This window comes from Acidocella sp. MX-AZ02 (assembly GCF_000306035.1).
Classification (GTDB): domain Bacteria; phylum Pseudomonadota; class Alphaproteobacteria; order Acetobacterales; family Acetobacteraceae; genus Acidocella; species Acidocella facilis.
The window spans coordinates 867,330-888,615 of sequence record NZ_JH976207.1 but is presented as its reverse complement, the minus strand read 5'-3'; the positions used below and the strand labels follow the sequence as shown (position 1 = coordinate 888,615).

The 21,286-nt window shown below is 64.4% G+C and carries 19 protein-coding genes and 1 tRNA gene; 10 read left to right on the top strand and 10 right to left on the bottom strand.

Features of this window, described 5'->3' with window-relative positions:
* Positions 1 to 53 precede the first annotated feature (53 nt).
* Complete coding sequence (locus tag MXAZACID_RS04360) at positions 54 to 485, top strand: GNAT family N-acetyltransferase (RefSeq protein WP_008492891.1); 432 nt, start codon at positions 54 to 56, stop codon at positions 483 to 485.
* Here MXAZACID_RS04360 and MXAZACID_RS04355 read toward each other — a convergent pair.
* The 5 genes from MXAZACID_RS04355 to MXAZACID_RS04335 form a co-directional block, all read right to left on the bottom strand.
* Positions 457 to 873, bottom strand: coding sequence for a thioesterase family protein (locus MXAZACID_RS04355; RefSeq protein WP_008492890.1), 417 nt, complete (start codon positions 871 to 873; stop codon positions 457 to 459). The genes MXAZACID_RS04360 and MXAZACID_RS04355 overlap by 29 nt on opposite strands.
* 8 nt (positions 874 to 881) lie before the next feature.
* Positions 882 to 1,550, bottom strand: coding sequence for a glutathione S-transferase family protein (locus MXAZACID_RS04350; protein ID WP_008492889.1), 669 nt, complete (start codon positions 1,548 to 1,550; stop codon positions 882 to 884).
* A gap of 263 nt (positions 1,551 to 1,813) precedes the next feature.
* The gene (gltB, locus tag MXAZACID_RS04345; protein WP_008492888.1) at positions 1,814 to 6,346 is read right to left on the bottom strand and encodes a glutamate synthase large subunit; all 4,533 of its coding nucleotides are present in this window, start codon (positions 6,344 to 6,346) and stop codon (positions 1,814 to 1,816) included.
* Between the two features lie 7 nt (positions 6,347 to 6,353).
* The gene (locus MXAZACID_RS04340) at positions 6,354 to 7,787 is read right to left on the bottom strand and encodes an NAD(P)-dependent oxidoreductase (protein WP_008492887.1); all 1,434 of its coding nucleotides are present in this window, start codon (positions 7,785 to 7,787) and stop codon (positions 6,354 to 6,356) included.
* Positions 7,788 to 8,020: 233 nt separating this feature from the next.
* Entirely contained in the window at positions 8,021 to 8,959 is a 939-nt protein-coding gene (locus MXAZACID_RS04335) for a complex I NDUFA9 subunit family protein (RefSeq protein ID WP_008492886.1), read from the bottom strand.
* Positions 8,960 to 9,121: 162 nt separating this feature from the next.
* Between MXAZACID_RS04335 and MXAZACID_RS04330 the strand changes: the two genes are divergently transcribed.
* The 7 genes from MXAZACID_RS04330 (at position 9,122) to hpf (ending at position 14,793) form a co-directional block, all read left to right on the top strand.
* Positions 9,122 to 9,208 (top strand) — tRNA-Leu (locus tag MXAZACID_RS04330).
* A gap of 44 nt (positions 9,209 to 9,252) precedes the next feature.
* Positions 9,253 to 9,885: a ribonuclease D gene (locus MXAZACID_RS04325; RefSeq protein WP_008492885.1), complete on the top strand. Its 633-nt coding sequence runs from the start codon at positions 9,253 to 9,255 to the stop codon at positions 9,883 to 9,885.
* Positions 9,886 to 10,113: 228 nt separating this feature from the next.
* Positions 10,114 to 10,767: an LPS export ABC transporter periplasmic protein LptC gene (gene lptC, locus MXAZACID_RS04320; protein WP_008492883.1), complete on the top strand. Its 654-nt coding sequence runs from the start codon at positions 10,114 to 10,116 to the stop codon at positions 10,765 to 10,767.
* A complete protein-coding gene (locus MXAZACID_RS04315) occupies positions 10,764 to 11,714 on the top strand; it encodes an LptA/OstA family protein (protein ID WP_008492882.1) in 951 nt (316 codons plus the stop codon). Before lptC ends, MXAZACID_RS04315 begins: the two co-directional genes overlap by 4 nt.
* Positions 11,711 to 12,487, top strand: a complete 777-nt coding sequence (gene lptB, locus MXAZACID_RS04310; RefSeq protein ID WP_008492881.1) for an LPS export ABC transporter ATP-binding protein — start codon at positions 11,711 to 11,713, stop codon at positions 12,485 to 12,487. The genes MXAZACID_RS04315 and lptB overlap by 4 nt, the downstream gene beginning before the upstream one ends.
* Positions 12,488 to 12,616: 129 nt before the next feature.
* The gene (gene rpoN, locus MXAZACID_RS04305) at positions 12,617 to 14,116 is read left to right on the top strand and encodes an RNA polymerase factor sigma-54 (RefSeq protein WP_039884731.1); all 1,500 of its coding nucleotides are present in this window, start codon (positions 12,617 to 12,619) and stop codon (positions 14,114 to 14,116) included.
* Positions 14,117 to 14,184: 68 nt separating this feature from the next.
* A complete protein-coding gene (gene hpf, locus MXAZACID_RS04300) occupies positions 14,185 to 14,793 on the top strand; it encodes a ribosome hibernation-promoting factor, HPF/YfiA family (protein WP_039884730.1) in 609 nt (202 codons plus the stop codon).
* Between the two features lie 117 nt (positions 14,794 to 14,910).
* Here the strand turns inward: hpf and map are convergent, their stop codons facing one another.
* Both map and fumC read right to left on the bottom strand, forming a co-directional pair.
* On the bottom strand, positions 14,911 to 15,714 hold the full coding sequence (gene map, locus MXAZACID_RS04295) for a type I methionyl aminopeptidase (RefSeq protein ID WP_008492878.1): 804 nt from the start codon (positions 15,712 to 15,714) through the stop codon (positions 14,911 to 14,913).
* Between the two features lie 171 nt (positions 15,715 to 15,885).
* The gene (gene fumC / locus MXAZACID_RS04290) at positions 15,886 to 17,289 is read right to left on the bottom strand and encodes a class II fumarate hydratase (protein ID WP_008492876.1); all 1,404 of its coding nucleotides are present in this window, start codon (positions 17,287 to 17,289) and stop codon (positions 15,886 to 15,888) included.
* Positions 17,290 to 17,300: 11 nt separating this feature from the next.
* Between fumC and MXAZACID_RS20460 the strand changes: the two genes are divergently transcribed.
* Positions 17,301 to 17,567, top strand: coding sequence for a hypothetical protein (locus MXAZACID_RS20460; RefSeq protein WP_205619734.1), 267 nt, complete (start codon positions 17,301 to 17,303; stop codon positions 17,565 to 17,567).
* A 42-nt stretch (positions 17,568 to 17,609) separates the two neighbouring features.
* Here MXAZACID_RS20460 and MXAZACID_RS04280 read toward each other — a convergent pair whose 3' ends face one another.
* Together MXAZACID_RS04280 and MXAZACID_RS04275 are read right to left on the bottom strand one after the other, a co-directional pair.
* On the bottom strand, positions 17,610 to 18,317 hold the full coding sequence (locus tag MXAZACID_RS04280; RefSeq protein ID WP_205619733.1) for a WecB/TagA/CpsF family glycosyltransferase: 708 nt from the start codon (positions 18,315 to 18,317) through the stop codon (positions 17,610 to 17,612).
* A 32-nt stretch (positions 18,318 to 18,349) separates the two neighbouring features.
* On the bottom strand, positions 18,350 to 19,549 hold the full coding sequence (locus MXAZACID_RS04275; RefSeq protein ID WP_168118386.1) for an outer membrane beta-barrel protein: 1,200 nt from the start codon (positions 19,547 to 19,549) through the stop codon (positions 18,350 to 18,352).
* 46 nt (positions 19,550 to 19,595) lie between these two features.
* On the opposite strand from MXAZACID_RS04275, the gene MXAZACID_RS04270 reads away from it, so the two are divergent.
* The gene (locus MXAZACID_RS04270; RefSeq protein ID WP_008492872.1) at positions 19,596 to 20,642 is read left to right on the top strand and encodes an acyltransferase family protein; all 1,047 of its coding nucleotides are present in this window, start codon (positions 19,596 to 19,598) and stop codon (positions 20,640 to 20,642) included.
* A 21-nt stretch (positions 20,643 to 20,663) separates the two neighbouring features.
* On the opposite strand, the gene MXAZACID_RS04265 is transcribed toward MXAZACID_RS04270, so the two are convergent.
* Positions 20,664 to 21,286 (bottom strand): CpsD/CapB family tyrosine-protein kinase (locus tag MXAZACID_RS04265; protein ID WP_039884729.1); only part of this gene is annotated, 623 nt, incomplete at its 5' end.

Below are 21,286 nucleotides of genomic sequence, written 5' to 3'. Positions count from 1 at the left end.
TTGCAGCCCAACATGCCGCCGCAGACAACGATCATCGGGCTGGTCACGCAATAATGGCCGAGATCCTGCGCGCTTTGCCCGGCTCGCCGGAGCTGGAGGCGTGTTTTGCCATCCGCATGGCGGTGTTCGTGCAGGAGCAGAAAGTGCCGCCGGAGGAAGAGCTGGACGCGCTGGACGCCAGCGCCACCCATGTGCTGCTGCGCCATGAGGGCCAGCCCGCCGCCACGGCGCGGGCGGTGGAAAAAGCGCCAGGTGTGTGGAAAATCGGCCGGGTCGCCGTCGCCGCCCCGTTTCGCAAATTCAGGCTGGGCAAGGCGGTGATGCAGGGCATCGAGGCCGCCTGCCCTGCCCGCATTTTCATGCTGGAAGCCCAGACCCATGCGATCGGGTTCTACGAGGCGCTCGGCTATGTCGCGGAAGGGCCGGTCTATCTCGATGCCGGCATCCCGCACCGGCTCATGCGGAAGGTCGTACAAACGCCATAAGCTTGGCGCGCAGATCGTCCGGCACCGGAACCGGCTTGTGGGTCTTGGCGTCGATCAGCACCAGCACCGTCTTCGCCTGCGCCACCAGCCGCCCCTCCTGGAACATCGCCTGCTCGATCACCATCGAGGTCCGGCCGATCGAGGCCAGGGCGGTGCCGGTCTCGACAATGCCGGGCCAGAATAATTCCGCCCGATAATCCAGCTCCAGCCGCGCCGCGACAATGCCGTATGCCGAGTCCCAGAAGCCGGGGACGATCTGCTCCAGCAAATCCGTCCGCGCCGTCTCCAGATAGGTGACGAAGACGGCGTTATTCACATGGCCCTGCCGGTCCACATCGCTATAGCGGATCTTGTCGTGGGATTTCAGCGGGAAATCGGAAAGCTGCATGGCCAGACTCAGAAATCCAGATCGGTGTAATGCGGCGGCGGGGTCATGCCGTTGACGCGGTCCGACAGGATGGCACGGAAGCTCGGGCGGGATTTGATCCGCGCATACCATTCCTTGGCCGCGGGCGAGACCGACCAATCGACATCGCCCATGAAATCCAGCGTGGAAAGCTGGGCGGCGGCGGCGAAATCCGCGACCGAGAGGCCCGAGCCCGCGAGCCAGCGGCGATGCTCCGCCAGCCAGCCGATATAGAGCAGATGCTGCTTCAGATTCGCATAACCGGCGCGCAGCGCGTTGGCATCCGGCGAGCCCAGCTTCAGCGCCGGCTTCAGCTGCTTTTCCCAATACAGGTTGCGGGTTGCTTCCTGGTAGAATTTCTCATCGAACCAGGCGACGAGGCGGCGGGTTTCCACACGCTCGGGCTGGGCGCGGCTGATCAGCGCCGTGTCCGGGTAGGCTTCTTCGAGATATTCGCAGATCACCCGCGAATCGGGGATGACCAGCCCGTTATCCTCGATCAGCGTCGGCACGGTGCAGGCCGGGTTCAGCTCCAGATAGCTGTCCTGGCGTTCCCAGATTTTCTCGGCCCGCAGCTCGAAGGGCAGACGTTTTTCCGCCAGCACCATGCGGACTTTGCGCGAATAAGGTGAGAGCGGCAGGTGATAGAGGATTCGCATGGCGCCTCTTATGGCAGGGGGCATTTTTTAACAAAAGCGGCCCCGCCGAGATTTTTCGCGCATGGGACACATGAACGCGGCGCGCATGAAAACGGCGCGAGGGCCAAAGCCACTCGCACCGTTATGGGTGGAAAAACTGCCCCCCAGAGCCAAAATTTGCAAAAGTTTTTGGGGGGCGTAGGCAGCCAAGGTTCCATCGCCGCATCGCGGCGATGGAAAGCCGCCGGAGGGGTGGGGGCTTTTTTCAAAAAGCCCCCACGACTTCACGCCGACTGCGCCTGCTCCGTCTCATCCAACGGCGCCGCCAGATATTTCACGAACTCCTTCGGCACGATCTGCCAGAAATGCGGGGCCTCGCGCTCCCAGTCATTCAGCAGCGTCGCGGCGTAGCGGCTTTCGGTCTCGGCGACATGGCGCTCCACCAGGCTCTTGAGCACGCCGGCCCAGTGGCTGGAATTCACCCGCTGCCAGTGCAGCGTCTCCTTGTTCATGCGCTTCTCGAAGATATTCGCACGGTCATAGACAAAGGCCACGCCGCCGGTGAAGCCGGCGCCGAAATTGTCGCCAACCTCGCCCAGGATCACCACCGTGCCGCCGGTCATATATTCGCAGGCATTGGAGCCCGCACCTTCAATCACCGCATTGGCGCCGGAGTTGCGCACCGCGAAGCGCTCACCCGCCAGACCCGCCGCGAACAGAGCGCCACCGGTGGCACCATAGAGGCAGGTGTTGCCGATGATGGTGTTCTCGTTGGTCTTGAGCTTGGAGGACGGGCCGGTGCGCACCACGACGGTGCCGCCGGAGAGGCCCTTGCCGACATAGTCATTGGCATCGCCCACCACTTCCAGCTTCAGCCCGTTCACCGCGAAGGCGCCAAGACTTTGCCCGGCGGAGCCGCGCAGCCGCACGGTCACGTGGTCCGGCTGTAGCTTCACCTTGCGGTATTTGGCGACGATCTGCGAGCTGAACTTGGTGCCGATGGCGCGATGGGTGTTGCGGATATTGTACTGCAACTGCATCTTCTCGCCGCTCTTGAAGAAGGGCTCGGCATCCTTGATCATCTGCGCATCCAGCGTCTCCGGCACCTCGTTGCGGCCCTCGCGTGTGCAGAAGCGGGCATAGGGGCCGGGGTCGGCCTGGGCCAGGATCGGGTTGAGATCCAGATCGTCCAGATAATCCGCGCCGCGCGAGACCTGGTGCAAGAGATCGGTGCGGCCGATCACCTCATGCAGGCTGCGGAAGCCGAGCTGGGCCAGGATTTCGCGCACTTCCTCAGCCACGAAGGAGAACAAATTGATCACCTTCTCCGGCGTGCCCTCGAACTTCTTGCGCAGCTCCTCATCCTGGGTGCAGACGCCGACCGGGCAGGTGTTGGAATGGCACTGGCGGACCATGATGCAGCCCATGGCGACGAGCGAGGCGGTGCCGATGCCGAATTCCTCAGCACCCAGCATCGCCGCGATCACCACGTCACGGCCGGTCTTCAAGCCGCCATCGGTGCGCAGCACCACATGATGGCGCAGCCGGTTGAGCATCAGCACCTGATGCGCCTCCGAAAGCCCCATCTCCCAGGGCATGCCGGCATATTTCACCGAGCTTTGCGGGGAGGCGCCGGTGCCGCCGACATGGCCGGAGACCAGGATCGCATCCGCCTTCGCCTTCGCCACACCGGCGGCGATGGTGCCGATGCCCGAGCGCGCCACCAGCTTCACGCACACCGTGGCGCGCGGGTTGATCTGCTTGAGATCATAGATCAGCTGCGCCAGATCCTCGATCGAGTAGATATCGTGATGCGGCGGCGGCGAGATCAGCGTCACCCCCGGTGTGGCATGGCGCAGCTTGGCGATCAGCCCGGTGACCTTGAAGCCGGGCAGCTGCCCGCCCTCGCCGGGCTTCGCACCCTGCGCCACCTTGATCTCGATCTCCTTGCAATCATTCAGATATTCCGCGGTGACGCCGAAGCGCCCCGAGGCGATCTGCTTGATCGCGGAGGAGGCATTATCGCCATTCGGGCGCGGCTCGGCGCGGGCCGGATCCTCGCCGCCCTCACCGGAATCCGAGCGCGCGCCGATGCGGTTCATCGCGATCGACAGCGTCTCATGCGCCTCGGGGCTCAGCGCGCCCAGCGAGATGCCAGGCGCCAGCAGCCGCTTGCGGATTTCGGTGATGCTCTCCACCTCGTCCACCGAAATCGCGGCCCGGCCTTCCGTACGGAAATCCAGCAAATCGCGCAGCGCCACCGGCTTCTGCTTGCGCACCATGTCCGAATATTTCTTGAACATCCGGTAGGAGCCGGTGCCGACGGCGGTTTGCAGCAGATGGATGGCATTATTGTCGAAGGCATGCGCCTCGCCGGAGCGGCGCAGGCGGTATTGCCCGCCGACATCGAGCGTGACCACATTGCCGCTCCACGCCTTCTCATGCAGCTCCAGCACTTTCTGCGCGATGCCGGGCAGGCCGATGCCGGAAATGCGCGAGGGCATGCCGGGGAAGAACTCACCCACCAAAGCGCGGGAAAGCCCGATGGCCTCGAAATTATAGCCGCCGCGATAGGAGGAGATGACGGAAATGCCCATCTTGGACATCACCTTCAACAGCCCCTTATCCACCGCCTTCTTGTAGCGGGCGACGCATTCCTTCAGCGAGAGCGCGCCGAACAGCCCGCGCGCATGGCGGTCCGCAATGCATTCCTGCGCCAGATAGGCATTCACCGAGGTCGCCCCCACACCGACCAGCACCGCGAAATAATGCACATCCAGGCATTCGCTGGAGCGGACATTGAGCGAGGTGAAGGTCCGCAGGGACTGGCGGACCAGATGCGTATGCACCGCCCCGGTGGCGAGGATCATCGAGATCGGCGCGCGCTCGGGGCTCATCGCCTCATCGGTGAGGATCACGTGCGTGCAGCCGGCGCGCACCCCTTCCTCGGCCTCGCGGCGGATGCGCTCCAAAGCGCGGCGCAACCCACCCTCCCCGTTCGCGATCTTGAAGGTGGCATCCACCACGCAGGCGCTATCGCCCATGGTGCGGCGCATCGCCTCGAACTCGGCCGAGGACAGCACCGGGCTCTCCAGCTGCAGCAGGTCGCACTGCTCCTCGTTCTCATCGAGAACATTGCCGAGATTGCCCAGGCGGGTTTTCAGCGACATCACCCGGGTTTCGCGCAAGCTGTCGATGGCCGGGTTGGTCACCTGGCTGAAGCTCTGGCGGAAGAAATGATGCATGCCGCGATATTTGTCGGAGAGCACCGCGATCGGCGCGTCATCGCCCATCGAGCCGATGGCCTCCTGCGCGGTTTCCACCATCGGGTGCAGGATCAGCTCCATATCTTCCAACGAGAAGCCGACGGCGAGCTGGCGGCGGCGCAGCCCCTCGGCATCCAGGCGCACCGGCTCCGGCGCGTCGGTCTTCACGATATGGTCGATGACGGTGATGCGCTTGGTCCAGGCGGCGAAATCCTGTCGCGCCGCCAGCATGTCCTTCAGCTCGCCATCATGATAGAATTTCGTCTCCTGAAGATCGACGGCGATGGTCTGGCCCGGGCCGACCGCGCCTTTCTCGATGATGTCTTCCTCATCGAACTTCACCATGCCGGTCTCGGAGCCGACCACCAGCATATTATGGCGGGTGATCGAGTAGCGTAGCGGACGCAGCCCGTTACGGTCGAGCCCGGCGATGACGAAGCGGCCATCGGTGGCGCAGACGGCGGCCGGGCCGTCCCACGGTTCCATCACCGCGGCGCAATAGGAGAACAGATCCTTATGGGCCTGCGGCATCGTCGCGTCGGAGCTGAGCGAGGGCGGGATCATCAGCGCCTTGGCCATCGGCGCGTCGCGCCCGGCGCGCACCAGCAGCTCGAAGACATTGTCCAAGGCCGCCGTGTCGGAGCCATGCGCCTGCACCACCGGCTTCACATAATCCAGGAACTCGTCGAGCCCTTCGGCGCCCAGTCGGGTTTCGTGGCTCTTCATCCAGTTGATATTGCCGGCGACGGTGTTGATCTCGCCATTATGCGCCAGCATCCGGAAAGGCTGGGCCAGCTTCCAGGTCGGGAAGGTGTTGGTGGAATAGCGCTGGTGATAGATGGCAAAGCGCGAGACAAAGCGCTCATCCAGCAGATCCGGGTAGAATTCCGTCAGGCTCTCGGCCAGGAACATACCCTTATAAACAATCGAGCGGCAGGAGAGCGAGCAGAGATACAGCTCGGGCACCTGCGCCTCGATCGCCGCCTTCTCGATCTTGCGGCGGATAATGTAGAGCTCGCGTTCGAACTCATCCTCGGAAATGCCGCGGGCATTCCAGAGCATGATCTGCTCGATCTCGGGGCGGGTGGCATTCGCCTTCTCGCCGATGCAGGCGACATTGATCGGCACCTGGCGCCAACCATAGATGCGATAGCCGAAGCTCAGAATCTCGGTCTCGACGATCTGGCGGCAGCGCTCCTGGGCTGAGAGATCGGTCTTCGGCAGGAACACCATGCCCACCGCGATCGGCCCGCCATGCAGCCGGTCGCCGCCGCGCTTGACCTCGTCGGCGAAGAAATCTTGCGGGATTTCGATATGGATGCCAGCACCATCGCCGGTCTTGCCATCGGCATCGACGGCGCCGCGATGCCAGACGGCCTTCAGCGCGTCGATGCCGGCCTGCACGATGTCCCGGCGCTTCTTGCCATCCAAGGCGGCGACAAGGCCGACGCCGCAGGCATCATGTTCCATGTCGCGCGAATAGGTGTGTTCCAGGGCCTGGACGTTAGCGTCCCAGGCGGCGAGGAATTCGGGTGCGGTTTCGTGATTCATCTTGGGATTACTCCGCGGCCTGCGCGATGTGTGCGGCTTGGATGGAACGATGGATGGCGGCGGCGGCGTCACGGCCATCGCGAATGGCCCAGACGACCAGCGAGGCGCCACGCACAATGTCACCGGCGGCATAAACGCCGGGCAGCGAGGTTTCGAAAGTCTTCGAATCGACCTTCAGCGTGCCCCAGCCGGTGAGCTTCAGCGCCGGCTCATTGAAAGCGCCCGGCAGCTCTTCCGGGTCATAACCCAGCGCCTTGATCACCAGATCCGCCTTAACGGTAAAGGACGAACCCTCGATCGGCTCGACCGACTGGCGGCCGGAGGCGTCAGGCATGCCCAGATGCATGCGCACGGCGCGCACGCCGGTGATCTTGTCGTCGCCCAGGAAGGCTTCCGGAGCGGAGAGCCAGGTGAAGGTGACACCTTCCTCTTCGGCGTTCTTCACCTCGCGCAAGCTGCCCGGCATGTTCTGCTTGTCGCGACGATACAGGCAGGTGACGGATTTGGCGTCCTGGCGGATGGCGGTGCGCACGCAATCCATCGCGGTATCGCCGCCGCCGATCACCACCACATCCTTGCCGGCGGCGTTCAGCAGCCCGGACTCGTAATCCGGCACCGCATCGCCCAGGCTCTTGCGGTTGGAGGTGATCAGATAATCCAGCGCCTTGACGATCCCGGGCAGGCCGGCACCGGGTCCGCCAATCTCGCGCGCCTTGTAAACACCGGTGGCGATCAGCACCGCGTCATGATCCTGACGCAGCTGCGCGAACGGGATCGCGCCGCCGATATCGGCATTGAGCACGAACTTCACCCCGCCCTCTTCCAGCCATTTCCAGCGGCGCAGCACGATCTCCTTCTCCAGCTTGAAGCCGGGAATGCCATAGATCAGCAGCCCGCCGACGCGGTCATGCCGGTCATACACGGTCACCTGATAGCCCTGGGCGCGCAGCCGCTCCGCCGCCGCCAGCCCGGCCGGTCCGGCACCGATGATGCCGACACTCTGCGGCCGCTCGGCGATGGGGGAAATCGGCTTCACCCAATCATTCTCGAAAGCGGTATCGGTGATATAGCGCTCGACCGCGCCGATTGTGACCGATTCGAAGCCTTTTTCGATCACGCAATTACCCTCGCACAGCCGGTCCTGCGGGCAGATGCGGCCACAAATCTCGGGAAATGTGTTGGTTGCGGAGGAAAGCTCATACGCTTCCTCAAGCCGCCCCTCGGCGGTGAGCTTCAGCCAGTCCGGGATATTATTGGAGAGCGGGCAATGCACCGAGCAGAACGGGATCCCGCATTGCGAGCAGCGGCTGGCCTGCTCGGCGGCTTTTTCCGGCACGAACTTGTCGTAAATCTCGTTGAAATCCTCGCGGCGCAGCGTGGCCGGACGTTTCTCCGGGGTCTGCTGCGGCAGATTGATGAATTTCAGCATGCGCTCGGCCATGTTTCGCCTCGTTCGTCTGGGATCGTCGTCGGGTTCGCCCGTCAACAAAGCGCGACACCGCAAGCGGCGCCGCGCCTGGAAGCGTGCGTTGCAGACACCCTTAACGAAGTTTTTCGCGGAACGCCAAGGGTTTTTTTGAATTAGGTCGCAGTTTAATACCTAATTTCGCAAAAACCCTTCATAGAGCACGAGGGCGCGTGGGAAATTTTCTCATATTAGGTATCTATTCGGACCTAATAATTGAAAATATCAGCGTGGCGGCGGCCTGTGGCGCGATATCGTTGCAGATAGCCAGGCAGGATCAGATCCAGCCGCTTGGGCGCGATGCCCAGCGTCTCGAACCCAAGCGCCCCGGGAGCGACGACATTATCGCTGGCGAGCAAAATGATCTGATCCCCGGTCAGCCCGGCCATCGGCAGGCTGGCGATCAGCCGGGCCAACCCCACCGGCATGTCCCAGATCCAGCAATCACGGTCGATGATATCCAGCATCTGGCGCATCAGCGCCCGGAAGCTCTTCTGCTCCGGCCCGCCCAGCTCGAAAATCTGCCCCTCGGCCTGGGGGTAGAGGGCGAGCATCGCCGCATCCGCGACATCGCCGACAAAAACCGGCTGGAATTTCGTCTCCCCATAGACGACAGGCAGGATCGGCGAGACCACCGCCATCTTGGCGAAGCGGTTGAAGAACTCATCCTGCGGCCCGAACACGATGGAAGGGCGCAAAATCGCCGCGCGCGGATGCGCGGCGCGCACCGCCTGCTCGCCTTCGCCCTTGCTGCGCGCATAAGAGGAAGCGCTGGCCGGATTCGCCCCGATGGCCGAGACATGCACCAGCCGCGCCCCGGCCGCATAAGCCAGCCGCGCCACCCGCCCGGCCCCTTGCGCATGGGTGCGGCCAAAATCGCCCGTCCGCGATTCGGCTAATATGCCGGCGAGATTGATGACGATCTGCGCGCCCTCGATCGCCCGCATGCAGGCGGCCTCGTCGCTCACTGGCGCGTAAAGCGGCACCACCTGGCCGACATCGCCCATCGGTTTCAGGAATTTCGCGCCTTCAACATCGCGCACCGCCGCCCGCACCCGGTACCCGGCCTCGGCCAGGCGTTGCACAATATGCCGGCCCAAAAAGCCTGAAGCCCCGAAAACCGTAGCAATTCCGTGCGCCGCGCCCATGAAATCCCCCTTGTTGAGTTGCTTGCAAATGTAAGGCTTGAAAAAAATCTCTCAAGTCGAGTTGACGTGATGTGACGGGACAGTTAAACGCCCGTCCCACGACGCCACGGTGTCGGGACGGCACGCTGAACGAAAGCGAAGCGAGCCTGAAAAAATGGTCAAGCCCAGGTGGCGGAATTGGTAGACGCACTAGCTTCAGGTGCTAGCGCTCGCAAGGGCGTGGAGGTTCGAGTCCTCTCCTGGGCACCATTTTTTCCTGATTTTCCAAAACATTGAAAACCAAAGTTAAGACGATGACGAGCAGCATTCAGCTTCACCAGCATGATCTGCCGGACGGGTTGTCGCTTGGCCCGCTCGTTGCCATCGATACCGAGACGATGGGGCTCAACCCGCATCGCGACCGACTCTGCCTGGTGCAGCTGTGCGCCGGGGACGGCATTGCGCATCTGGTGCAGATCATCCCCGAATCGCTCGGCGGCCAAGGCGCGAATTGCCCCAATCTCAAAGCCTTGCTGGCCGATCCTGAGGTCACCAAGCTGTTCCATTACGGGCGGTTCGATATCGCTGCCCTTTATAATGCGTTTGGCGTGCTCACCGCCCCGGTGATCTGCACCAAGATCGCCTCCAAGCTGGTCCGCACCTATACCGACCGGCATGGGCTGAAAGAGCTGTGCCGGGACCTGGCCGGGGTGGATATTTCCAAGCAGCAGCAGAGCAGCGATTGGGGGAGTACCAGCCTGACCGCCGAGCAGCTCACCTATGCCGCCTCGGACGTGCTGTATCTGCACCTGGTCTGGGAGAAGCTGCGCGCGCTGCTGGTGCGCGAAAATCGCCTCGCCCTCGCCGAATCGGCCTATCGCTTCCTGCCGACGCGGGCCCAGCTGGACCTGCTGGGCTATCAGGAGCCCGATCTCTTCAGCCATTAACGTTAGGTTACACAGAGTTGCGTAACGCGTGTTGACCGGTGTTGAGACGCTGTTCATACCGTAGAGAATGAGATCGATTTTCGGGCCTCGCGGCGACGCATGCACGACGCCCTTGCCAAAGGGCATCGCCGGGGCGCAGATTTGCCCCGCTCCCGCCTTATTTGAGCGGCAGGATCGAGACATGGCTCGCTTTATGGTTTTCATGGTTCCTTCGCGCAAGGAGACCGCATGAATCACATTCCGCAGGCGCCCCGCAATTCCGTGCTGGATGAAATCCGCCGGCAGCGCCAACCGGCCGCCGATAAACTGACCAAGCGCAGCCTGCGGGTGACGCTGCTCAAACGCGCCTTGCCGGCGGCGGCTCTGCTGTTGCTGGTGGCGCTGGCCTTGGCGCCCTCCTGGCATTCCAGCGCCAACCGCGTCACTTATCATGTGACCGCCGGCGCCAGCACCCAGGCCTCGCGTATGCAAGGCGCGACCTATCATGGCCGCGACCAGCAGGGCCAGCCTTACACCGTCACCGCCAGCAGCGCCGTGCAGCAGGGCGACGATAATGTCGCCCTCGTCGCCCCGCAGGGGGACATCACCTTGAAATCCGGCTCCTGGCTGTCGCTGAAATCGGCGAATGGTGATTATCACCAGAAAAGCGACAGGCTGGAGCTGGGCGGCGGTGTGACGCTGTATCGCAATGACGGTACCGTGGTGACCACCCAGCGCAGCGCCATCGATCTGCACGCCGGCGATGCAACCAGCACCGATCCGGTGCAGGTGACCGGGCCTTTCGGCACGCTGAACGCGCAGAAGGGCTTTACCTTGACCGGGCGAGGCAGCAAAATCACCTTCAATGGTCCCGCGACGCTGACACTCACACAGGTTCAATGAAATTCATTTATCTCCTGCCGGCCGCGGCCCTCGCCGCCGCGCCGGCCCATGCGCAGGATTTGAATCTGGGCGGCCAACCCGGGGCAGCGCCGGTGCCGATTCAGATCACCGCCCAGCAGGGCATCACCTGGTCACAGGATGCGCAGACCGTCACCGCCAATGGCGATGCCAAGGCGGTGCGCGGGGATGTCACCGTCACCGCCGACCAGCTGGTGGCGCATTATGTGAAAAAGGCCGCGAGCGGCACCCCTGCCCCGGCCGGCACGCCGGCGCAAGCCGCCGCCGCTTCCCAGCCCACCAGCGCCAATGGCGGCACCGACGGGCTGGACCAGGGCAATGCCCAGCTGACCGAGCTGGATGCGATTGGCAACGTCCATATCTATACCCCCACCGATAATGCCTGGGGCGATCACGCGGTTTATTCCATGGCCCAGCAGGTGCTGGTGCTCACCGGCCAGCATCTGAAACTGACCACCCAGCACGACACCGTCACCGCCAAGGATTCGATCGAATATTACGCCGGCGAGCATAAGGCGATTGCGCGCGGCAACGCGCTGATCGTCGCCGATGACGGCCGCTCCATCGCCGCCGATGTCATTGTCGGCTATTTCGCGGCGCAGGCGGATAACGCCAAGCCGGGCACCAAACCCGTCGCAGCCAGCAGCCCGGATGCGCTGGGCCAGGCCGGCAATCTGCAGAAGGTGGAAGCCTTCGGGCATGTGGTGATCAAGACCACCACCGATACCGCCACCGGCGATCGCGGTATTTACCTGCCCCCCACCGGGCAGGCGCGGCTGGGCGGCAATGTGCATATCATCCATGGGCCGAACGAGCTGGAGGGCGCGGACGCCCTGGTGAACATGAAGACCGGCGTGGCCACCTTGCTGGCCGGCCCGGGCGGGCATGTCTCCGGCGTGGTGCTGCCCAATTCCGGCAAGACCAAATGAGCATGACGATCGACACGGCTTTGATGAGCCAAACCGGCCCGCTGGGCGAGCAAACCGGGCTGGTGGCGCAGGGCCTCGGCAAGCGCTTCAAGAAACGCCCGGTGGTACGCAATGTCTCGCTGTCGGTGAAACGCGGCGAGGCGGTGGGGCTGCTCGGCCCCAACGGTGCGGGCAAGACCACCACTTTCTACATGATCGTCGGGCTGATCGGCCCGGATAGCGGCACCATCTCGCTGGATGGCGCCGAGATCGGCGGCTTGCCGATGTATCGCCGCGCGCGCCTTGGCATCGGCTATCTGCCGCAGGAGGCCAGCGTGTTTCGCGGGCTGAATGTCGAGCAGAACATCATGGCCGCGCTCGACATGGTCGAGCAGGATGCCGACAAGCGCGAGGAGATGCTGACCGAGCTGCTGGCGGAGTTCTCCATCTCGCATCTGCGCCGCACCCCGGCGCTGGCCCTCTCCGGCGGTGAGCGCCGGCGCGTGGAAATCGCCCGCGCTTTGGCCACCGGCCCCAGCTATATCCTGCTCGATGAGCCGCTGGCCGGCATCGACCCGATCGCGGTGGGCGAGATCCGCGATCTGGTCGCGCATCTGAAGCATCGTGGCTTGGGCGTGCTGATCACCGACCATAATGTCCGCGAGACGCTGGAGATCATCGACCGCGCTTATATTCTCTATGACGGCCAGGTGCTGATGGAAGGCACGCCCGACCAGGTGGTGGCGCATGAGGATGTGCGGCGGGTCTATCTTGGCGAGAAATTCAGCCTGTAGGCTGGCTTAAAGGGGGCGCAGGCCCCCTTTTTCATGCGCCAAATTCGCCGCCGAAATGCTGCGCGGCACCATGCAGGTTTCGCGCCAAACGCCCTTTGACAAAGATGAAAACCGCGCTAGGTTTCTGGCATGGCTTTTGCTCCGTCCTTCGCGCCGCGGTTGGATTTACGCCAGTCTCAGTCGCTGGTGATGACCCCGCAATTGCGCCAGGCGATCCAGCTGCTGCAGTTCACCAACCTCGAGGTCAGCGCCTATATCGAGGAAGAACTCCTTAAAAATCCGCTACTTGAGCAAGATGATGGCGGCGAGACGGTCACCGCCTTGGAGCCCCCCACCGCAGCGCAAGCGGCCGATTTACCGGAAGATACAGCAAGCCTGACACTGGCCGGAATGCTGCCTGAAGCGGGATCGGCGCCGCTGGATATGGATAGCAGCAATGTCTATGACGCAGGCACCAACGCCGATGGCTACAGCACCGGCGGCCTGGGCGGCGACGCGGATGAGGACTGGAATGCCGTGGACGCGTTGGGGGCGCAACGCCCCTGCCTGCGCGAACATCTTGAGCAGCAGGCGCGTCTGGCCTTCGCTGGCCGCGGGGAGCGGCTGATCGCCAGCATGATGATCGCGACCCTCGATCCCGCTGGCCGGCTGGGCGACACGCCGGAGGCTCTGGCCGGCGCGCTGGGGGTGGAGCTGTCCCGGTTCGAAGCGGTGCGCGCCGTGATGATGCATTTCGACCCGGTCGGCGTCTTCGCCACCAGCCTGGCGGAATGTCTCGCCGCACAGCTGGCCGAGCTGAACCGGCTGGACCCGGCGATGCAGGCGCTGCTCGACCATCTGCCGCTGCTGGCAAAGCGTGAGATGCGCGCCCTGCAGGAGCTGTGCGGGGTGGATGCGGCGGATCTCGCCGATATGGTGGCCGAGCTGAAGCGCCTCGACCCCAAACCCGGCGCGCGCTTTGAGTCCGAGCCGCTGCGCCCGCTGATCCCCGACGTGCTGATGCGCCCCGCCCCGGTACGCGACGAGGAGGGCAGCGACTGGCTGCTGGAAATCAACCCGGAGACGATGCCGCGCCTGCTCATCCGCCGCGGCTTTCATGCCCGCATTCTGGCCTCCGCCAACAAGGAGACCAAGAGCTTCCTCTCCGAGCAGCTGCAAGGGGCGACCTGGCTGGTGAAGGCGCTGGAATCCCGCGCCCAGACCATCCTGCGCGTCGCCGCCGAGATCGTGCGCCGGCAGGACGGGTTTTTCCATCACGGCATCTCGCATCTGCGCCCCTTGACCCTGCGCGACATCGCCGTGGAGCTGGGGTTGCATGAAAGCACCGTCTCGCGCGTCACCTCCAACAAATCCATCGCCACCCCGCGCGGGATTTTCGAGCTGAAATTCTTTTTCACCACCGCTTTGGCGGGGGCGAATGGAGAAACCCACTCGGCGGAAACCGTTCGTTATCGAGTTGCGCAGATCATCGGCCAGGAGAGTCCGAAAAATATTTTGTCGGATGACGCCGTCGCATCAATATTACAGAAAGAAGGCATAGACATAGCACGGAGGACCGTGGCCAAATACAGGGAAGCGCTGCGTATTCCCGGCTCGGCGCAGCGTAAGCGGGAGAAAATGCCCGCCTAGTCCTGGCGCGAAAGAGAGTGGCGCCAGGCAGCCTGAAATCAGAGCCGGTTTGTGTTCGGGAGAAGACCATGCAGTTAACGGTCTCTGGCAAGCAAGTTGAACTGTCCGACGCTTTGCGTGTGCATGTGGACAAGCAACTCGGCACGATTACCGCCAAATATTTCGATCACGCGCTTGAGGCACAGGTGACCTTCAGCAAGGCCCGAAGTTTCTTTACTTGCGACATCAACCTTCATGCCGGCCGCGGCATCACGGTGCGCGGCGAGGGCGAGGCGGCGGATGCGCGCGCCGCCTTTGAGGACGCGGCCGAGCATATCGCCAAGCGGCTGCGCCGCTACCGGCGCCGGGTCTCCGCGCATCAGCGCGACCTCGGCAAGATCAAGCCGGAAATGGCCCGCGCCTATGTGCTGGCGCATGAGCCGGACGATGAGGAGGAGCATGAGGCGCCCCCCAACGGCCATGCCAACGGCCATGATGCGGTGCCGATGGAGCTGCACGCCACCGTCATCGCCGAGGACACCACCACCATCGAGACGCTGACCGTGCGCGATGCGGTGATGAAGATGGATCTGGCCTTTCAGCCGGTGATGATGTTCCGCAATTCCAAGACTGGCGGGCTCAACGTCGTTTATCGACGCGGGGATGGCCATGTTGGGTGGATTGATCCGAATGGTTAAGGGGTAAGAGGTGGGGGTGTTTTTGGAAAAACACCCCCACCCCTCCGGCGCCATTCCAACGCCGCTGCGCGACGTTGGAACCTTGGGCGCCTCCGCCACCCAAAAACTTTTGCTCTTTTAGGCCTCGTAGGGCGGGCGGGTGTAGCCTTTTGGCGAGACCGTGAAGATTTCGGCGCCGGTTTCGGTGACGCCGATCATGTGTTCGAACTGCGCCGAAAGCGAGCGGTCGCGCGTCACCGCCGTCCAGCCATCATCCAGGATCTTCACATCCGGGCGGCCGATATTCACCATCGGCTCGATCGTGAAGAACATGCCCGGCTTCAGCACCGCCCCTTCCCCGCGCTTGCCGAAATGCAGCACATTCGGCGGCTCGTGGAAGCGCTGGCCAATGCCATGGCCGCAGAAATCCCGCACCACCGAGAAACGCTGCGCCTCGACATATTGCTGGATCACATAGCCGATATCGCCAAAGGTCGCCCCCGGCTTCACCGCCGCGATGCCGCGCATCAGCGCCTCATAGGTCACGTCGATCAAGCGTTTGGCGCGGGTATTGGCATTGCCGGCCACATACATCCGGCTGGAATCGCCGTACCAGCCATCCAGGATCACCGTCACATCGATATTCAGCACATCCCCGTCCAGCAGCTTCCGGTCGCCCGGAATGCCGTGACAGACGACATGATTGATCGAGGTGCAGATGGATTTCGGATAGCCGCGATAATTCAACGGCGCCGGCACCGCATTATGGGCGAGGATGAACTCATGGCACAGCGTGTTCAGATGCTCGGTGGTGACGCCGGGGGCGACATGTTCGGTGATCATATCCAGCGTCTCGGCGGCGAGCTTGCCCGCCGCGCGCATCGGCGCGAAATCCTCCGGTTTGTAGATCGTGATCCGGCGTGAATCTGCACCGCCATCCATAAGCAAATATCCTCGATTGGTCAGGGCAAGGTTGCTAGCACATCTCGCCCGCGCGCCGCAAAATTCACGCTTAAAGCGCTTTCAGGCTGACCGGAAACGCTCAGCGCACTCTAGCTCTGTGTTTTGGCAAGCAACATGACCCTGACTGGGTCCAGTCAGGGTCATGTTGTTCTAAACGCTCAGCGGCGCGGTCATCGCCTGGGGTTTCACCCATTCATCGAACTGCGCGCCGCTCAGCGCTCCGCTGGCCAGGGCGGCCTCACGCAAGGTCAGCCCTTCCCGATGCGCCTTCAGCGCGATCTCGGCCGATTTCGAGTAGCCGATATGCGGGTTCAACGCCGTCACCAGCATCAGATTGGCAGCCAAATTCTCCGCAATTTTACCCCGCGCCGGTTCGATGCCTTCGGCGCAATGGGCGCAAAAACTCTCCAGCGCGTCGGCCAGCAAATTCACGCTGTCGAGATAATTGCTGAGCATCACCGGCTTATAGACATTGAGCTGGAAATTCCCCTGCGAGCCGCCAAAGGCCACCGCATGGTCATTGCCGAACACCTGCACCGCCACCATGGTCAGCGCCTCGCACTGGGTCGGGTTGATCTTGCCGGGCATGATCGAGGAGCCGGGCTCGTTTTCCGGGATCAGCAGCTCGCCGATGCCGGTGCGTGGGCCGGAGGCATACCAGCGCACATCATTGGCGATCTTCATCGCGGCCCCGGCCAGTACGCGCACCGCGCCGGAGGCTGCCACCAGCGCGTCATGCGCCGAAAGGGCCGCGAATTTGTTGGGCGCGGTGATGAAGGGGTGGCCGGTTTCCTCGGCGATGAACGCGGCCGCGGTGGCGCCGAAATTCGGATGCGCGTTCAGCCCGGTGCCCACCGCGGTGCCGCCCACCGCCAGCTCATACAGCCCGGCGAGCGAGAGATCGATCCCCTCCGCGGCCTGATCCAGCTGCGCCTGCCAGCCGGAAATCACCTGGCCCAGCGTCACCGGGGTCGCATCCTGCAGATGGGTGCGCCCGGTCATCACCACATCGCCATAGGCCAGGGCCTTGGCGCGGAAGACATCCGAGAGCCGGGCGATGGCCGGCAACAGCTTCGCCTTGGTGGCCTCCACCGCGGCGATATGCATCACGGTCGGGAAAGTGTCGTTGGAGGACTGGCTGTGATTGACATCATCATTCGGGTGGATCGGCTTTTTGCTGCCGACCACCCCGCCAGCGATCTGAATGGCGCGGTTGGAGATCACCTCATTGGCGTTCATGTTGCTCTGGGTGCCGGAGCCGGTCTGGAACACCACCAGCGGGAATTCCTCATCCCATTTGCCGTCGATCACCTCCTGCGCCGCCTGCACGATCAGCCGCGCTTTCTCCTCCGGCATCTGCCCCAGCGCCTGGTTGGCCAGCGCGCAGGCTTTTTTCAGGATGCCAAAGCCGCGAATGACCTCGCGCCCCCACACGTAACGCGACCGGCCGATCTTGAAATTCTCCAGGCTGCGCTCGGTCTGCGCGCCCCAGAGCCGGTCGGCTTGTACCGCCACGTCGCCCAGCGCGTCATGTTCAATCCGTGTTGTGGCCATCACCAATTCCCATGCAAAAACCCGAGGGCCGGGAGAGGTTTCCACCGGCGGGGCAGATCCGTGCGGCGGATCGGCCTTATCATGTAACGTGGGGCTGGCTGGTCGGTTCTTTCAAGGAAGCTGGCATAAGCGCGCACCTGGGCTTCGCGCCACGCCTGATCGCGCAGCGCCTGGGCGCGGTTGGGGAAGATCTCGGCGATGCGGATCACCCGGCCGATCACGGCGACCACGGCCCAGAGCGAATCTTCGCCGCCCCGGCGCTTTTCGGGAGGAAGTGACTCCAAATCCGGTCTCCTGCTGGAGGCTTGAGGGATGCGTTGTTATCCGCCCTCTCGCGCGCGATGGCCAGACCGAATTTCAGCCAGCCCCAAAGCCAGCAGCAAACGCGGCCCAGCCAGCAGATAGCGCCGTGCCAGCCGGCGCGGCTCCCGGATGAGCCGATGCAGCCATTCCAGCCCGGCCCGGCGCATCCAGAGCGGGGCGCGCCGCGCCGTGCCGGCGGCAAAGGCGAGCGCCGTGCCGATGCACAGCCCCACCCCGCTGCCCCCGCCCTCGCGCCAGAGCCGGTGGGCGAGGATCTCCTGCACCGGCGAGCCGACCGCGAAGAAGCTGACCTGCGGTTGCAGCTGGCGCAGGAAAGCCAGCACATCCTCCTGCGCGGCGAGATTGGTGAGCAGCCCCATCGGCGGCGCGTGGCGGTGAAACAGGATTGCCGGGTAGCGTAATCGTAGCGCTGCGAAATCAGCATCCGCCATGCCGATCACCGCAACCCGCATCCCCGCCAGGCGCGGCAGCAGATCCGCGGTGAGGTCCGCGCCGGTGACCACTGGCGGGGTGGCGCGGCCAAACAGCCCGAGCAGCCGGGCGAGGCAGCGCGAATCGAACAAACAGAGCCAGGCCTCCTGGTAGAGCGGCCGCAGCCCCGGCTGGCGGCGCAGCCGTTCCAGATGATCGACATTCGGGGTGACGACGTAACTGAAATCCGCCGCCTCCGCCTGGGCCAGAATGGCGGTGGCGGTCATCCTCATATCTTCTGTCGCAAAGCGCAGCCCGAAGCGTTTCATGGCGTCCAGCTCACCCCCATCGTCATCACATGCTCATTGGCGGCGCCAAGCTGGGGCGATTGCCGGTCATTGAAGCCATAGCGCAGCTCCAGCGCGAGGAAGGGGCTGAGCTGCCAGGCGACCGTGGCGCCGAGATTGACCAGGGTTTCCCGCAGATCCCCATGCAGATAATCGGCCTGCGAGACCTCCCCTTGCGCCTTGAACGAGAGCTGTTGCAGCCCGGCGCGCAGCAAGGTGAATTTGGCGGCGCTGAGCGTGTAGGGCAGCGCGCTGACGCGGTCCGGATCGTCCAGCTCGCGGACCAGATTCAGCCGCAGCTCGTCCAGCCGGTCGGGCGCCCAATCCAGGCGGATTTCCAGCGCCGGGGTGAGCAGTGCCGCCCCCTGGCGTGGCAGCCGCCCGGCCCCGCCGGCCAGCACCGAGACCGACCAGAGCCCGTTCGCCTGCTCACGCACCCCGCCGAGCAGGGCGATGTTGGTGGCATCCTGCGCCACGATCCGCCCATCCGAGAGATCCCCGCGCAGCTCCAGCACATAGCTCAGCGGCGCGCCGTCATTATAGGCAAGCCGCAAGGCCGGGCGCAGGTCGCTGCGGTCCTGCGCCGGGGCGTCGGGGAAGCCCAGCAGGCTGGCGGAGATTTCCGGGGTGATGGTCAGCGCCGCCTGGGTGATGGCATCGCTCAGCCGGATCTGTGACATGTTGAAGGGCAGCGGGCGGGCGAGGCTGCCGCCCCCGATGGCAAAGCCGGTCTCCGCCCCCCGCACGAAGCCGCCCGCCAGGGTGAGGGTCTGGCGCGCCATGGTGAAGCCCTGCCCCACCGCCAGCGCCGCCATGGTGGAGGATTGCGGCTGGTCCTGCGGATAAAGGCTGGGGCTGACCAGCGCATAGGCGCCGAACCCCGCCACCGGGTCGCTCACCGCCAGGCTCGGCGAAAGCTGTACCAGCATCGAGCCGGCGGCACCATTCGGCGCGCTGTCATACCCGCTGGTGGCACTCAATGTGGGGCTGAGGCTGAGCGTGCCGAACCGCCAGCCGGTGGCGCCAAGCGCCCGCCCCTGCCGGGGGGTGAGAGCGGGCGCACCCGGCGCAAAGCCGGGGATGGTGACGGGCAACAGATCATCCAGCATCTGCGCGCCGGCGCCGGCGGGCCAGCAGAGCAGAACCAGGCACAACCAGGATGCGAGATCACGCGACACGGTTTCTGATACCACTCTAAGTGGAATAATGTTAATAGCAAAACAAATGAACGCTGAGATTTCCGCACGCCGCCAGGATATCGACATGGCCAAGGGCCTCGCCATCACCCTGGTGGTGTTCGGCCATATCGTGGCGCGCCAGGACCCCGCCCAGGTGCACTGGTACGAGCCCCTGCGCCGGGCGATCTATGCGTTTCATATGCCGTTCTTCCTGTATCTGAGCGGCTTCGTGGCGGCCTCCTCGGGCTTTCTCGTGCGCGGGCGGGCGGGCTTTGGCGCGGCGTTGCAGGAGCGCGCGCAACGTTTGCTGCTGCCGTTTTTCGCGCTGGGGCTGCTCATTCTCGCCGGCAAGCTGGTGGCGGCGCGCTTCATCGCCGTGGACAATACGCCACCCAGCCTCACCGCCGGGCTGACCGGGCTGTTCTGGCACACCGAGGCCAGCCCAGCGCTGAGTGTGTGGTATCTGTTCGTCCTGTTCGTGCTGGTGCTGGCGACGCGCTGGGCGCTGGATGGGCAGATCGAACGGCTGGCGAATCTGCTGGCGCTGGCGCTGCTGGCCTATTGGCTGCCGGTGCCGGGCTATCTCTATGCCGACCGGCTGACCGGCTACGCGCCGTTCTTTCTGCTGGGGGCGCTGGCGGGGTTTGCCCGGGCGAGCTGGGAGCGCTGCCTCACCCGCCTCTGGCGGCCGGCTTTGCTCTGCCTGATGGCGGGGCTGAGTGTCGTCGCGCTATGCGGGCAGGACTGGCCGCAGCCTTTCTACATGCTGCCGCTCGGCGTGATCTCGATGCCGGCCCTGCATGGCGCGATGCGGGCCTTGCGGGCGCAGAGGGCGCGCGCCGCGCTGCTCGTCCTCGGGCGGGCCAGCTTTGCCATCTATCTCGGCAACACCATCTGCATCGGGCTCGCCAAGGGCATGATGCTGCGGCTGGGCTCCTGGAACGGCCCGCATTTCCTGCTCTTCGCCCCGGCGCTGATGGCGGCGGGATTGTTCGGGCCGATCTTATGCCGGGCAGCGTGGCTGCTCATCCAGGACCATGGTTGGCCGCCCCTGCCGCCGCGCATGCGCCACAGCCACGAGCACCACAGCTGAAAGGAGCAGTACGTCGCCCGGCTATTTCGTCACATACCCGCCATAGCGCGGGGCGTAGAATTCGGCGTCGGCATGGAAAGAGCGGGCATGGGCGGCGGGGTTGACGCGGGTGAGCGCGGTGCCGGCCACATCGGCGCCGGCCTCGCGCAGCAAATTCAGCGCCTCGCGCGCCAGCCGGCGCGGGGTGCTGCCCCAGCGGATGCATAGCAGGGTCAGATCCGCCATCCGGCAGAGCACCCGCGCCTCCGCCAGGGCAAAGGCCGGGGGCACGTCGAGCAGGATGATGTCGTAATGCTCCCGCAAGGCGGCCAGCAAGGCCGGCAAGGCAGGGGAGAGAAACAGATCCAGTGCGCTGGCCCGCTCGCCGCCAGCGCAGAGCAGGCTCAGGCTGGTCAGCTTGTCCCGGCCCAGCGCGTCGGGCAGTTGCGCCGTGCCGCGGAGCAGCTCCGCCAGGCCGGGGCGCTCCTCCAGGCCGAACACCCGCCCGAAGCCGGGGCAGCGCACATCGCCGTCAATGGCCAGCACCCGCAGCCCGGAGGCGGCCAGCATCCGCGCCAGCGAGACGCAGAGCGTGGTCTTGCCTTCCGCCGGGCGCGCCGCCGTCACCGCCAGAATCTGCCGTCCCGGCTCGCCCAGCCCCAGCC

What these genes read in the sequence shown, in the direction of transcription:
- MXAZACID_RS04360 (WP_008492891.1), top strand. Translation starts at nt 54, where the DNA reads ATGGCCGAGATCCTGCGCGCTTTGCCCGGCTCGCCGGAGCTGGAGGCG.
- MXAZACID_RS04355 (WP_008492890.1), bottom strand. Translation starts at nt 873, where the DNA reads ATGCAGCTTTCCGATTTCCCGCTGAAATCCCACGACAAGATCCGCTAT.
- MXAZACID_RS04350 (WP_008492889.1), bottom strand. Translation starts at nt 1,550, where the DNA reads ATGCGAATCCTCTATCACCTGCCGCTCTCACCTTATTCGCGCAAAGTC.
- gltB (WP_008492888.1), bottom strand. Translation starts at nt 6,346, where the DNA reads ATGAATCACGAAACCGCACCCGAATTCCTCGCCGCCTGGGACGCTAAC.
- MXAZACID_RS04340 (WP_008492887.1), bottom strand. Translation starts at nt 7,787, where the DNA reads ATGGCCGAGCGCATGCTGAAATTCATCAATCTGCCGCAGCAGACCCCG.
- MXAZACID_RS04335 (WP_008492886.1), bottom strand. Translation starts at nt 8,959, where the DNA reads ATGGGCGCGGCGCACGGAATTGCTACGGTTTTCGGGGCTTCAGGCTTT.
- MXAZACID_RS04325 (WP_008492885.1), top strand. Translation starts at nt 9,253, where the DNA reads ATGACGAGCAGCATTCAGCTTCACCAGCATGATCTGCCGGACGGGTTG.
- lptC (WP_008492883.1), top strand. Translation starts at nt 10,114, where the DNA reads ATGAATCACATTCCGCAGGCGCCCCGCAATTCCGTGCTGGATGAAATC.
- MXAZACID_RS04315 (WP_008492882.1), top strand. Translation starts at nt 10,764, where the DNA reads ATGAAATTCATTTATCTCCTGCCGGCCGCGGCCCTCGCCGCCGCGCCG.
- lptB (WP_008492881.1), top strand. Translation starts at nt 11,711, where the DNA reads ATGAGCATGACGATCGACACGGCTTTGATGAGCCAAACCGGCCCGCTG.
- rpoN (WP_039884731.1), top strand. Translation starts at nt 12,617, where the DNA reads ATGGCTTTTGCTCCGTCCTTCGCGCCGCGGTTGGATTTACGCCAGTCT.
- hpf (WP_039884730.1), top strand. Translation starts at nt 14,185, where the DNA reads ATGCAGTTAACGGTCTCTGGCAAGCAAGTTGAACTGTCCGACGCTTTG.
- map (WP_008492878.1), bottom strand. Translation starts at nt 15,714, where the DNA reads ATGGATGGCGGTGCAGATTCACGCCGGATCACGATCTACAAACCGGAG.
- fumC (WP_008492876.1), bottom strand. Translation starts at nt 17,289, where the DNA reads ATGGCCACAACACGGATTGAACATGACGCGCTGGGCGACGTGGCGGTA.
- MXAZACID_RS20460 (WP_205619734.1), top strand. Translation starts at nt 17,301, where the DNA reads ATGCAAAAACCCGAGGGCCGGGAGAGGTTTCCACCGGCGGGGCAGATC.
- MXAZACID_RS04280 (WP_205619733.1), bottom strand. Translation starts at nt 18,317, where the DNA reads ATGAGGATGACCGCCACCGCCATTCTGGCCCAGGCGGAGGCGGCGGAT.
- MXAZACID_RS04270 (WP_008492872.1), top strand. Translation starts at nt 19,596, where the DNA reads ATGAACGCTGAGATTTCCGCACGCCGCCAGGATATCGACATGGCCAAG.